This is a genomic window from Paenibacillus sp. sg306046 (assembly GCF_059821225.1).
This window is the reverse complement of sequence record NZ_JCAMRT010000021.1, coordinates 53,171-66,445: the sequence shown is the minus strand read 5'-3', so window position 1 is coordinate 66,445 and position 13,275 is coordinate 53,171. Positions and strand designations below refer to the sequence as shown.

Genomic DNA, 13,275 nt, shown 5'->3' with positions numbered 1-13,275 from the left:
TGGCGGGCAAGCTGCTATACAGGCTGAATCCGCAATGCTTGCCAGCCAGCATCCCTATGAAGGAGCTGCCTTGCCGACTTCCTTTCACTCCCTCGCCGCAGCTTGCCGCTTTATAGTTGGGTTGCACCCGTGCACATCACGCCCATGCATCCCGCTCGCTACAGCCGCTCCGCAATCAGCTTCGGCTGCGTAAACAGCAGCAAATAATCCGGGCCGCCCGCCTTCGAGTCGGTGCCCGACAGCTGGAACCCGCCGAACGGATGGACGCCGACCGTCGCGCCGGTGCATTTGCGGTTCACGTATAGATTGCCGACATGGAAATCCTGCTTGGCCCGCTCAATCCATGTGCGGTTATTCGTATAAATCGCGCCCGTCAAGCCGTAATCGGACAGGTTGGCGATAGCGATCGCTTCCTCCAGCGAAGCCGCCGGGGCAACTGCCAGCAGCGGCCCGAACCATTCCTCCTGCATCAGCCGGGCGGCCGGCGCCACATCCGCATAAATGGTCGGCGTAATAAAATAACCGGTGGAGTCGTCATAGCTCCCCCCTGTCACCAGCCTGCCCTCCTGCTGCCCGTGACGAATCGCTGACGTAATACTCGCGTACGCGGAGCTGTCGATCACCGGCCCGAGGTCGCTGGACAGGTCGAGCGGATCGCCGAGCTTCAGCCCCTCCGTCAGCTCCCGGGAGCGCTCCAGCACCTCATCGTAGACGTCCTGATGCACGATAGCCCGCGAGCAGGCCGAGCATTTTTGCCCGGAATAGCCGAACGCCGAGGCTACGATGCCCGCAGCGGCAGCGGCCAGATCGGCATCCGCATCCACAAGAATCGCGTCCTTGCCGCCAAGCTCGCCGACAAACCGTTTCAGCCACAGCTGGCCGGGCGGCGTGCGGGCTGACAGCTCATGCAGGTGAAGCCCGACCTCCCGCGAGCCGGTGAAAGAGACGAAGCGGGTCAGCTTATGCCCGACCAAATAATCTCCGATCTCGCTGCCGCTGCCCGGCACATACTGCACCACGCCTTCCGGCAGTCCCGCTTCGCGCAGCAGCTCCATAAAACGGTGGGCGATAACCGGCGTCTGGCTGGACGGCTTGACAATAACCGTATTCCCTGCAACAAGCGCAGCAGTCGTCATGCCCACAAGAATCGCCAGCGGAAAATTCCAGGGCGGGATAATGACCCCTACACCCAGCGGCATATAAACAAGCTCGTTATGCTCGCCGGGAATGCGAACGAGCTGCGCCGCCCCGCGCCCGGTCAGCTCCAGCATTTGCCTCGCGTAATATTCCATAAAGTCAATCGCCTCGGCCGTATCGGCATCGGCCTCTGCGCATGTCTTGCCCGCCTCCACCATCATCCAGGCGGAAAATTCATGCTTGCTGCGGCGCAACAGCGCGGCCGCCTTGAACAAATACGCGGCGCGTGTCTCAGGCTTCACCCGCGACCATGCCGGAAACTGCGCCGCAGCCGCAGCTACCGCCTGCTCCGCAAGCGCCACATCCGCCTTGGCGACGGCGCCGATGATCTCGGCTTTGTTCGCCGGATTGATCGACATGATGCGCTGCGACGTCGTATGCGGCAAGCCCCCGATCAGCGCCGGATAATCCCGGCCCAGTCTGGATCGTACAAGTCCGAGCGCCTGCGTCAGCTTCTGCCGTTCAGACGGATTCGTATAATCCGTCAACGGCTCAGGTGCGTATGGAATCATAGCCGTCCCCCTCCTTCCGTACATTATATTCCCGTATGCGGCACTTCTTGTGGCCTTTTTCGTCTAAGCTGCGCTGCCGGTCACGGTCACGGTCTGCGTTCGACTGCCAGCGACGCCAGCAGCTGTTCCACCGCGATATCCAGCTCCTGACGGCTGACCGTCAGCGGCGGGGCGAGTCGGATCGTCGTCTCATGCGTTTCCTTGCACAGCAGCCCCCGGCGCATCAAATCCTCGCAATACGGACGGGCCGGACCGTGCAGCTCGATCCCGATAAATAACCCGCGCCCGCGCAGCTCCTTGACCCACGGCCGTTTCTCCAGCACCCGCAGCCGGGCAAGCAAATAGTCTCCCTGCTCAAGCGCCCGCTCGGCCAGCTTCTCCTCCTCCAGCACCTGCAGCGCCTCGGCCGCAACAGCGCAAGCGAGCGGGTTGCCGCCGAAGGTCGAGCCGTGCGAGCCCGGATCAAATACCTGCATCACCTCGTCGTCCGCCGCGATCGCCGACACAGGCAGTACACCGCCGCCGAGCGACTTGCCCAGCACGTAAATGTCCGGCTTCACCGCCTCCCAGTCGCAGGCGAAGGTTCGTCCGGTCCGCCCGAGGCCCGTTTGAATTTCATCGGCGATCAGCAAAATGCCTTGCTCCCGGCAAATGTCGGCCGCTTCGCGCAAATAGCCGTCCGGCGGAAGGACGATCCCCGCCTCCCCCTGAATCGGCTCCACCAGAAATGCAGCCGTATGCGGAGTGATCGCCTGCCGCAGCGCCGGGGCATCGCCGAAGGGAATAACCGTGAAGCCCGGTGTAAACGGGCCGAAGCCGTCCTTATACGCGTCACTTGTCGAGAAGGAAGTGACCGTCAGCGTCCGCCCGTGAAAATTACCGGCGCACACCATGATGTCCGCCTGTTCCGGCGGCACTCCCTTGACCCGATACGCCCAGCGTCTGGCGGCTTTAATCGCCGTTTCGACGGCCTCTGCGCCTGTATTCATCGGCAGAAACCGCGCCTTGCCCGTCATCCGGTGCAGCCGTTCATACAACAGGCCGAGCTGCTCATGGTGGAAGGCTCGCGACGTCAGAGCCACCTTGCTTGCCTGATCAAGCAGCGCTCGGATCACTCGCGGATGCCGATGGCCCAAATTCAGCGCGGAATACGCGCTGAGCATATCCAGATAGCGGTTGCCTGCCGCATCCTCCATCCACACCCCCTCCGCCCGGACAATCACCACCGGCAGCGGGTTGTAATTGCGAGCGCCGTAACGCTCGGCGCCGCGGATCGCGTCATCGGATTTGCTCATCGAAGCCGCCCCCTTGTGCGGAAGTTTATTTCGGAATATTCCGACATTTAATCCAATGCTTATGTACGATAGCTTATTCCGCAGCCCGCAGGAAGGTTCGATGGCGGTATATAGGTACTCGTTACTCCATCTTCGCCTCCGATGCTGCTTTTTCATCCCCGTTCCTATGCTCATTGGATTCGCCAACCGCTTATTTCGGTTTTGGGCCACTTAAAAAAAAGAAAGACGGACGCGCACAAGCTGCGTCCGTCTTCCTGTCTACGGTGAAACGCCGAACCCTCTCAGCCTCATTTCGCCATCCTGTTAGCCAGCGTATACGTCCGCCCATACCCGGCCACACCCCAAGCCGGCCAGGCGAGTAATCATCTGCATGCCGCTGGCGGCGAGCAACGCGGACAGCATCACGAACACGAACAGTACGGTCGTGATCATTTTATTGCGCTGCAGATCCCGCATGATCCCTTTACGTAACATGTGCCCTGCTCCCTTCCGACGGGTCGGAAAAGAGCGGACTCTCCAGAGCAGCAACGGATTTCATCCGGGCCACAGCCAGCCCCAGCACAATGACTGACAGCCCGGATACGATGAATAATAGTCCGATGCCCCGTCCCGTGCCGACGCCGATCCACGCGCCAACCGTTGATGCGAGGCTCCCGCCCTCCTCCAGCAGCGGATTAAACAGGCGGTCCGCCAACGGTCCCGCGGATGCATAAGCGACGATGTACCCTAATTGGGAGATGACGCCGATAATCCCCCATGCCCTGCCCTGCGCTTCATTCGGAATGTTGGTGCGTATCAGTACGTCAGCGCCCGTATTGACAAACGGCATCGCTGCAAAAAACAGAAAGCCAGCCGCCGCAATCACCGCAACATGAGGGGAAACCCCGATCAAAGCAAAAAACAGCCCCGCGATCAGCAAGCCGACGGACAACATCCGCGTATATTTCCGATATTTGCTAAATATCCCGATACACAAGCTGCCCAGCAGTAAGCCCGTCGCGCTGACCGACTGCATGATCCCCAAGGTTTGAGAGTCGGCCAGCGGCAGCACCAGCGGCGTATACAATGTCTCCAGAAACCCCATGTAGAAGGTGACGGCCGTCAGCAGCAAGGTCAAGCAGAAGACGCCCCGGCTTGAAACGATCAGCTGCCAGCCCTCCCGCAAATCCTCCATCATCCGCACCGGCTGTTGACGGCTGCTGTCCGGCTTGGCGGCGAAGCTTCTGCGGACAGCCGTAATCGTGAGGAAGGTTATGAGGACGGTGGACATATCCAGCGCAAGCAGCAGCTCCACCTGTACGACCTGAAGCAGCAAGCCTGCCACCACCGGCGAAATCAGAAATTTCGCGGCCCCTGCAAGCTGGACCATGCCGCTCGCGCGGGCAAAATGCTCCTCGGTAAGCAGATCGCTAATGCTCGCCCGATAGGCCGGCTCTGTCAAGGAAGCGAAGACGGAGCTAAGCGCAACGGCTGTGCAAATTTCCCATAACGCGGCCTCGCCCGTCAGCATTACCACCAGCAGATAAGCAAGACCGAGCGCAGAGCCGCCGTCGCCCAGCAGCATCATCAGCCTGCGGTCAAAGCGGTCAGCCAGCACGCCGCCGACCGGAGCCAGCACGATAATAGGTAAAAAGGCGCTAAGCGTAACGAGAGAGACAGCCGTCGCCGACTGCGTCTCCTGAAAGACGTAGACGCCAAGTCCAAATGCCGTCAAGCCGCTGCCGATGCTGGAAAACAGCTCACCCAGCCATAGAATGAGAAAATTGCGGAATGGCTTATTGTTCGTCGCGTTCACGTTCACTCACCTCCACCGGACGAAGCAAGCCCGCTATAGAAGCCAGGCTGCCCGCCTTCGCTCCCAGCAGCGTCTCCATCGCGTAGATGAAGCCGTTGATTTTGACCTCCAGCTCATCGGGCCGCCAGCGGAAAATCCCTTCGTCGAACAGCGTCACCGCAGCCACCAGCAGCAGCTCGATCGACTCCCTTGGGTAAGGCGTGGCGAATACCTTCTCCCGAACGCCCTGCTCAATCACCTCCTGCAACACGGGCGTAAGCCGCACCACCGTCTCCGACAAGCTCTTCTGATGCATCTGCGCGTGATTGATATCATGCAATCCCTCGGCCAAATACGGCTTGTCTTCCGTCGAATGCTTTTGCGCCAGCATGATGTGCAGCAGCTTCTCATACACAGTGAAGCGGTCATCCGCCGCAATCGCCCTCGCCGCCCGAACTCCCTTCTCTACATATCGGTCCACAATCGCGTCCAGCACATCCTCTTTGGATTTGAAATAATAATAAAACGTGCCTTTGGCAATACCGATTTCATTCAAAATATCATTTATTGTTGCTTTTCCGTAGCCTTTCGACTGAAACATGCGCTCTGCCGCATCCAGGATTTCCGTTCTCCGCTCCTCGGGCTCCTTGATTATTCGCATTGTCACCGCTCCATTCTATAGACTGACCGTCGGTCTATATATTATAGTAGTGGATCTTGGCTCGTCTTGTCAAGAATCTGCTTGCCCGATTGGATGCCCTATTGTCGATCTAACCCCCGTATTTGCCTCAAACAAAAATAGACCGCCCTTCATCCCAGGACACGGTCTATGCATGAACTGCCATCTGTTATACGCCAATTGCCGTCTCTCGCTTACTCCTTCACCGATCCCAGCGTAATGCCGTGAATAAAAAACCGCTGCAAAAACGGATAAATGATCAGCACCGGGATCATCGCGATAAATATTTTCGCCGCGTTCAGCGTCCGGTTGGATAGCTCGCTCAGCCGCTTGAGCTGCTCCGTGTCCATCGTGGACGCGTCGATCACGACGACAAGCTGCTGGATGTACGTTTGCAGCGGATATTTATCCGCCTTGGACATCAGCACCAGCCCGTTGAAAAATTCGTTCCAGTGATACACGATACTGAACAGCGTGACCGTCGCCAGCACCGGCACAGCCAGCGGGATAAACACCTTGACCAGCATGTACCACGGACCCGCGCCGTCCACCAGGGCCGCTTCCTCCAGCTCCTTGGGCAGGTTGCGGAAGTAGTTGACGACGAGAATCACATTAAACATCGGCACGCTATGGCCGAGCACCAGTCCCCAGATGCTGTTAATCAGCCCCAGCGCCTTCACCGTCTGGTACCACGGGATCAGCCCGCCGTTAAACAGCATCGTGAACACCAGTACCCACATCAGCACATTGCGAAGCGGCAGCTCCTTGTTGGATTTGGACAGCGGGTACGCCATCAGCACCGTGACGACAAAGCTGACGCCTGCGCCCAGCACAACCCGCTGGATGGAAATCCAGAACGAGTTGAAAAACTTGGCGTCGCCCATAATTTCATTGTACGAGTTCAGATTGAAGCCGACCGGCCACAGCTTCACAAGTCCGGCCTCCGCAGCGGAATTCGTGCTAAGCGAAATCGCCAGCGTATACCAAAGCGGCAGCAGGCACAGCAGCGCGATTCCCGTCAGCACAACGACCAGCAGCGCGTCGAATACTTTGGAGCCGATTGTCATTTCTCTGACCATAACGATGCTCCTTTGTTTAGAAAATACGATAATTGGCGAACTTCGACGCCAGCATATAGGACACGGTAATCAGGATGAAGCTGATGACCGATTTGAACAGCCCCATTGCCGTCGCCAGTCCGTACTGCAAATTAACAAGACCGGTACGGTATACCCACGTATCAATAATATCTCCGGTCGAATAGACGAGTGGATTGTAAAGGTTAAAGACCTGATCGAAGCCCGCATTCAGCACATTGCCCAAGCTCAGCACCGCCAGCAGCACAACCGTTGTTGTCATGCCGGGCAGCGTGACATGCCACAGCCGCTTGAAGCGTGAAGCTCCGTCGATCGCAGCCGCCTCATACAGCGAAGGGTTGATCCCGGTCAACGCGGCCAAATAAATGATCGTATTAAAGCCAAACTCCTTCCAGACGTCGCTGCCCACGATTAAATACGGGAACAGCTCGGCCTTTCCGAAAAATAAAATCGGTTCGACGCCAAACACCGACAGCATCAGGTTGACAGGACCTTTGTACGCAAATACATCAAGTAAAATACCGGACAAAATCACCCAGGACAAAAAATGCGGCAAATAAACAAGCGTTTGAATCCAGCGCTTCAATATCGCCATCCGCAGCTCGTGCAGCAGCAGGGCGAATACAAGCGGTACGATCAAATTGGCGGCGATTTTCATTACCGCAATGCGCAGCGTGTTCAGGATAACGGTCTGGCTATCGCTCAGCGAAAATAAATATTCGAAATTATCCCACCCGATCCACTCGGAATGCAGCATACCGAGCCCCGGATTAAAATCCTGAAACGCAATAACGAACCCGAACATCGGCACGATGCTGAACAAGGTCAGCCACACGAAGCCCGGCAGAAGCATGAGATAGTAATGCTTGACGAAGCCTCTGGATTTCATGCCGCTCCACTCCTCTTTCCTGCTCGTTCATGATTTTTCCTGATTGCTCAGGCAGGGAGACACCGGAAGCGCCGGTGTCCCCGCCCTCTCGTCTACTGCTTCGCCTGCTCCTCGACCTCGGCCGTAATCTGATCGCCGCCCTGTTTCTTCCACTCCTGCACGAACGTATCGAAGGAATCCACCGGCGCCGCGCCCATAATAATTTTCAGGAACGCTTCCTTCTCCAGCTTCTCAAGCGTCGGCCACTTCGACTCCATCGTCTTGGTCATCGCGTACGTCAGGCTGTACGTCTTCTTGTAGGGCTTCTGCAGCGCGCCCACGCCGACGAAGGTGGAATACATCCGCTTCCAGACGCCCATGTCCGCCGTCGGATTCCAGTATTCGATATCTACCTTGTCGTAGGGCTCCAGCTTCACCTTTTTCACCGTCATCGCATCGTTTTTCAGCAGCTTGTAGCCTGGCAAATCCAGCTCCTCCGGCTTTTTCGTACCGGCCAGCACTTCCTTCATCATCTTGTACGTAACGTCCATTTCATCCATCGGGGCAAATACAAGCCGGAGCGGGTAGTTGTCCAGCGACACCTTCACGTCCAGCGATGACTCATCGCGAAGCAGCAGGTTAACCATCTTCAACGCCGCTTCCGGATGCTCGTAGCCTTTGCGGACGACAAGGAATTTGTTGGACGGCGTGCCCATATGCGGCGTAAACTCGCCGTTTGCGTCCAGCGGCGCCGTATAGGCTTGCCAGTTCGCCTTCGGATCGTTTTTGACCGCGTCGCCCACCGGCCCGTAGCCTGCCCACCACATGCCAAACCAGATGCCGGCCTGGCCGCTTTTGACCAGCTCGGCGGAGTCTTTGCGGATGCTGATTTCCTTGTCGATCAGTCCTTTTTTGTACCAGTCGGCGAGCTTCGCCAGCGCCTGCTTCGTCTGCGGCTGCAGAGAGCCGTACACCGCCTTGCCGTCAGCGCCCTTCAGCCAGAAGCCCGGATACGAGTGATACGACGAAAACACCGGGTCGAAGCCGTAGTTATTGTTGTTCGGCGTAATAAAGTTGGCATGCAGCAAGCTGCCGGATTGCGGACCTACGATGCCGATCGTATCCGCCTTGCCGTTGCCGTCCGGGTCCCGCTCCACGAACGCTTTGGCGATGTTCTCCAGATCGTCGATCGTTTTGGGCGGCTGCAGACCCAGCTTATCCAGCCAGTCCTTGCGAATCCACGCCATATGCACCATATCCGATTCCGTCGTGACGTTCGGGATGGCCATCATCTTGCCGTTAAACGTAACGTTTTTCGTCGCCAGTCCCTTCGTCGTTTCGATGATCGTTTTGACCGCAGGCGAGGCATACCGATTGTAGACCTCGGTCAGATCGGCCAGCTGATTCGCCTTCACCATCTGGCGCAGCTGCGTGTCATTGACGATCATCGCATCAGGCAGATCGTTGCTGGCGACCGACAGGTTGACCTTCTGATCATAGTCTTTGCCGGTCGCCGCCTGCCAGGCGTTTTTCGCTTCAATGTTCAGCTGCTCCTTTACGTACCGGGTGTATTGGTTATTTTCCGTGCTGTCGCCGGCCGGGAGCGTTTTGTCGGACGGGTTGACCTCCTTGCCGATATTAATCGTCACCGGCTTCTCATACTTACCGAACGGATCGGCTGGACCTGCGGTTGCCGCGCCGCCCTCCTTGGCCGGTGCGGACGGCTGGTCCTGAGGCGTGCTGCTGCAAGCCGTCATCACGACCAGCAGCGACGCCAGCAGCAATGGGATAGCTTTTGGGGTGGTGCGCATATGATCCCCTTCCTTCCTGTAGGTTCATTTTCCATGCGATGGACATAAATGCCGGGCAACTCCGGGTGCTGCCATGCTTATCAAGCGCTCATCGCCCCTGCACGTATGCTGCTTTGCCTCTTAAAGGTATCATAAATCGGCCGCCTGCCCGGATAGAAAGCGGTTACAGATTAGGGATGACAAATGACCGGAAGGTCGCTTTCCCTTCCGGTCTGCCGACCGCCCCGCGGACATTCGTCCACCCTGACAGCGGACATTTCTCTACCTTCGCAAGCCGCCGTTGCGAAATTCACTGGGCAGCACCCCGGCATACTCGCGGAACGTGCGGCTGAAGTACTTTTCATCCGTGTATCCGGTATGCTCTGCGATCCAGGCGATCGTTCGGTTTGTGTACAGCAGCAGCTCCTTCGCCTTGTCCAGCCGCGTCTGCCGCACATAATCGTTAAACGTCCGGCCGACAATATCCTTGAAGCATTGACTGAAGTAGCTGCGGCTCATATTGACGCGCCGCGCGACATCAGCGGCTGTCAACGGCTGGTCCAGCTCCTGCCGGATCAGGCTGGCCGCCTTCATGACCGCAGCGGCGACCTCCTGCGAATAAGCGGACCGCTCCAGGGAACGCCGGATCAGCTGGCGAATCCCCAGCAGCCGCTGTTCCACCTCGTACCCGTAATCAAGCGGCTCCGCCAGCTCTACACGTGCCAGGCCGAGCGGTTCAGCCAGCCGGTTCCAATCATCGAGCAGTGCGTACAGCAAGCCGAGCAGCCGGGCTTTGGGCAGCCGCAGCAGCCGCAGCTCCTCCAGCAGCTGTGCAAACAGCTCGTCCTGATGCATCCATTCATGGCTGGACCAGCGCGCCTTCAGCCGGGACATGCCTTCTTCCATCGTCCTTCCGTCAACCTCTCGCCCGCTCGGAAGTCCGGCTGGGTCGGCAGCCAATCCGCCCCTATATGTGGCAGCACCCGCTGCCGCCTGGCCTTTCTGCTCGTTCCCCGGCGACTGCGCCGACTGCTCGGAATGCCTTGCCTCCGGCCGCCGCCCAGCTCCCGTCTCCAGCTCCGCCGTCGTTGCGACTGCCCCGCCAAACCTGAGCACCGTCTCTGCGCCACGCGGGTCGAAGTCGTAGAAAAACTCGCCTTCCTTGTACGCCAGCAGCGCCGCGTACAGCTCCTTGGACGGCACTACGCCCAGCCCGTTCAGCCGGACAGTCCCCCAGCCCTGCTCCGGCCGAAACGCCCGACCCAGCTCCGGCGGCAGCGCCAGCGGCCCTTCCGAAGCTGCCGTTCCGGCTTCTGCTGCTGCGGCTGCCGCTTTCGGTTGTGCGGCCGGATGCCACAGCCACAGCTGCAAGCCAACCTCAACCAGCTGCTCGCGAATCGCATCGGACAGCGGCGGCTCCGCTGCTCCCGAGGCATGGCCGGGCTTGAGCGACAGAAATGCATACCCGGTGTCCGCCGGTGGCACATCGGAGCTAATGTTCCCCGCCCTTGAGTTCAAACCGCTACCTGCGCGACTACCCGCAGCCGCAACTATACCGGCGCCCGTACTTCGGTCTGCGCCTCCGCCGCTATCCGGTCCCATACCTGCATCTGGGCCCATGCCTGTACCCGCCCCAGCCGTACCGTTGCCTGCGCTTGCTGCACCTTCATTCCTACCAGCACCCGTCGCACCTTCATCCCCGCCAGCGCCTGCCGCACCTTTACCCGTACCAGCACCTTCCGCACTTTTATCCCTACCAGCGCCTGCCGCACCTTTATCCCTACCAGCGCCTGCCGCACCTTCGCCTGCGCCCGCCCCATCGCTTTCCCGCTCGCTGATCCGAGCGGCAATCCGGCCAAGCACCTCGTCGAAATGCTCCTTTTCCAGCTGCACCTTCGCGATATAGTCGATTGCGCCAAGCCGCAGCGCCTCCTGGATATATTCAAAATCCTGATGAAAGGTCAGCACGACGACAGGCAGCTGCGGATATTGTCGGCGCACGATTCTCATCAGCTCAATGCCCGACATGACAGGCATCGCCAAATCCGTCAGCAGCAGCTCCACCGGCTGCCGGGAGAGAAATTCAAGCGCCTTCTCCCCGTTGCTCGCCTCGCCGACGACCTCCATTCCGAACGACTGCCACGGCATCGCCGAAATCAGCCCCTTGCGCACCAGCTTGTCGTCATCGACCACCAGCACTCTAATCATCCAATCGCTACCCCCTTTACAATCGGCAAGCTCATATAAATGCTGGTGCCTTGCCCTATGACGCTTTTAATTTGCAGGCTCGCCGCATCGCCGTATTGGCTCTCCAGCATCCGCTTCACATAGTTCATGCCGATGCCCAGTCCAACCTTGCGGTTCACCGCGTCGCGGTTATTCAGCACATGCTCGATCATGTCCTCACTCATGCCCGCACCGTTATCATGGATCGCCAGCTCAATATGCCCTGCGTTGTATTTTACCTCGACCTGAATGCTGCCATCATCATGCAGCCCGTGATACAGCGAATTTTCCACCAGCGGCTGCAAAATAAACCGCGGAATCGGCGCCTGCAGCACCTCCTCGTCCACCTGCAGCCGCACATCAAACTGAAAATCGTACCGGATCTGCTGCAAAATCAAATATTGCTGCAAAGCATCGACCTCCTCCTGCACCGTCGAGGCTTGTCCGAGCTTGCCGAGATTGTAATACAGCAGCTTGTTCAACGACGACACAAGCCGGTCGATTTCCGTCTGGCCGTTCATGACCGCAAGCCAATGCACCGTATCCAGCGTGTTCATCAGGAAGTGCGGATTAATCTGATGCAGCAGCTTCTCCACCTCCAGATCAACCCGACGCTTCTCCTTCTGCTCCACCTCCGCGAACAGCTCCCAGATTTGCTCCTTCATTTGCCCGAACTGGTGCAGCAAATAATCGAACTCCGGAATGTGCGTCCGCGCAGGCTTGAGGGCGGCTTGAGAACGGCTTTGCGCCATCTGCTTGATTTCTTTGTTAAATTTGTTCAGCGGACGATACACCATCTTCCACAGCAGCCACGCCAGCAGCATACTGACGATCAAAAACAGGAAGGAAAACAGCAAAATTTGCATAAACCAGCGATTCATTTCTTTATTGTAGGCTGCCTTGGGAATAACGGTGATGACACTCCAGCCCTGGTTGCTCGTCTCCCTGAACCAATAATGATCTTTGTAGGAGCCGGACTGGCTCGCGCGGACGACTTCCGGAGCCATCGCATCCTTCGGAAAAATAGCGGGCGTTTCGCTGTACGCAATGCGCCCTTCATTATCCAGCACCAGATGGGAAATGCCGTCGCTGAACAAATCATTGCTCAAAATATGCTGCGTCAGCCGGAAGCCCGTCTCGATATACACATACACATCATCCCGTTCCGGCAGATCGACCTTGCGCAGCGCCGACAGCACAATCTGATTATCCGAATTGTTATTGCTCACATGGGGACCATAATAAGAAATCTGGTCGTATTTCGCCAGCAGCGGCAGCTGCTCGGGGGAAAAATCCGGCCGAACGCTCAGATTTTCAAAGTGGGCAGCGCCTTCATTTTTGAAATAATAAAACGTCAAGCCAATCGCCGGGTTCGTAAAGGTGATCAGCCGCAGCTCCTCCTTCAGCTCATCGGTCAGCTTAAAGCTCTCGTAGGGCGTATCGGTCGCCAGCAGCTGATCCAGCTTCTTGCCAACCGTCCCTTCGAAAGCGAGCTGCTGGGACACATGATTCAAGTTCGCAATGGTGTTTTCCAGCGACCGTTCGACCTGCTTGAGGTTGCTCTGGACGCCGGTCTGGATTTTGTTGGTCAGAATGGAGTAAATCGCGTAATACGAAATGAGGCCGATGATGAGGAACGGGGTCAGCGTGCTGAACATGAAAATGATGATAATTCTCCGCTTGAGTGTCAAATAATCGTACAGGGCAACCCGCCATTTATTCCTTGGTGCAGCCACAGTCGCAGCTCCCCTCGCTGTTGTCCGCTTCATCGGAGCGCGCGCAGGCGGCGGCTCAGAGAAGGGCTGTTTGACTCCCATGTTAGCATAGGAGTCGGAAC

Annotated in this window: 10 protein-coding genes and 1 pseudogene; all 11 read right to left on the bottom strand. The window is 57.9% G+C overall.

Translation table 11 applies throughout. The annotated features are described in order from the left end of the window. Positions 1-158 precede the first annotated feature (158 nt). Positions 159-1,709: an L-glutamate gamma-semialdehyde dehydrogenase gene (pruA, locus tag AC6ROY_RS19770; RefSeq protein WP_500102318.1), complete on the bottom strand. Its 1,551-nt coding sequence runs from the start codon at positions 1,707-1,709 to the stop codon at positions 159-161. An 86-nt stretch (positions 1,710-1,795) separates the two neighbouring features. Beyond that, positions 1,796-3,004: an ornithine--oxo-acid transaminase gene (rocD, locus tag AC6ROY_RS19765; RefSeq protein ID WP_500102317.1), complete on the bottom strand. Its 1,209-nt coding sequence runs from the start codon at positions 3,002-3,004 to the stop codon at positions 1,796-1,798. A gap of 303 nt (positions 3,005-3,307) precedes the next feature. Then, the gene (locus AC6ROY_RS19760) at positions 3,308-3,478 is read right to left on the bottom strand and encodes a hypothetical protein (protein ID WP_500102316.1); all 171 of its coding nucleotides are present in this window, start codon (positions 3,476-3,478) and stop codon (positions 3,308-3,310) included. Beyond that, positions 3,468-4,799 carry an MFS transporter gene (locus AC6ROY_RS19755; protein WP_500102315.1) on the bottom strand — a complete coding sequence of 444 codons (1,332 nt, stop codon included), beginning with the start codon at positions 4,797-4,799 and terminating at the stop codon, positions 3,468-3,470. The genes AC6ROY_RS19760 and AC6ROY_RS19755 overlap by 11 nt, the downstream gene beginning before the upstream one ends. Beyond that, positions 4,780-5,439, bottom strand: coding sequence for a TetR/AcrR family transcriptional regulator (locus AC6ROY_RS19750; protein WP_500102314.1), 660 nt, complete (start codon positions 5,437-5,439; stop codon positions 4,780-4,782). The genes AC6ROY_RS19755 and AC6ROY_RS19750 overlap by 20 nt, the downstream gene beginning before the upstream one ends. A gap of 212 nt (positions 5,440-5,651) precedes the next feature. Continuing rightward, complete coding sequence (locus AC6ROY_RS19745; RefSeq protein WP_500102313.1) at positions 5,652-6,536, bottom strand: carbohydrate ABC transporter permease; 885 nt, start codon at positions 6,534-6,536, stop codon at positions 5,652-5,654. Positions 6,537-6,552: 16 nt separating this feature from the next. Next, a complete protein-coding gene (locus AC6ROY_RS19740) occupies positions 6,553-7,443 on the bottom strand; it encodes an ABC transporter permease (RefSeq protein ID WP_500102312.1) in 891 nt (296 codons plus the stop codon). 92 nt (positions 7,444-7,535) lie between these two features. Further along, positions 7,536-9,233: an extracellular solute-binding protein gene (locus AC6ROY_RS19735; RefSeq protein ID WP_500102311.1), complete on the bottom strand. Its 1,698-nt coding sequence runs from the start codon at positions 9,231-9,233 to the stop codon at positions 7,536-7,538. Positions 9,234-9,494: 261 nt separating this feature from the next. Next, a complete protein-coding gene (locus tag AC6ROY_RS19730; protein ID WP_500102349.1) occupies positions 9,495-9,806 on the bottom strand; it encodes a helix-turn-helix transcriptional regulator in 312 nt (103 codons plus the stop codon). A 1,236-nt stretch (positions 9,807-11,042) separates the two neighbouring features. After that, a pseudogene (locus tag AC6ROY_RS19725) lies at positions 11,043-11,420 on the bottom strand (response regulator); the annotation flags it as partial. Next, positions 11,417-13,129 carry a sensor histidine kinase gene (locus tag AC6ROY_RS19720; RefSeq protein WP_500102348.1) on the bottom strand — a complete coding sequence of 571 codons (1,713 nt, stop codon included), beginning with the start codon at positions 13,127-13,129 and terminating at the stop codon, positions 11,417-11,419. The pseudogene AC6ROY_RS19725 and the gene AC6ROY_RS19720, both read right to left, overlap by 4 nt. Between the last annotated feature and the right edge of the window lie 146 nt (positions 13,130-13,275).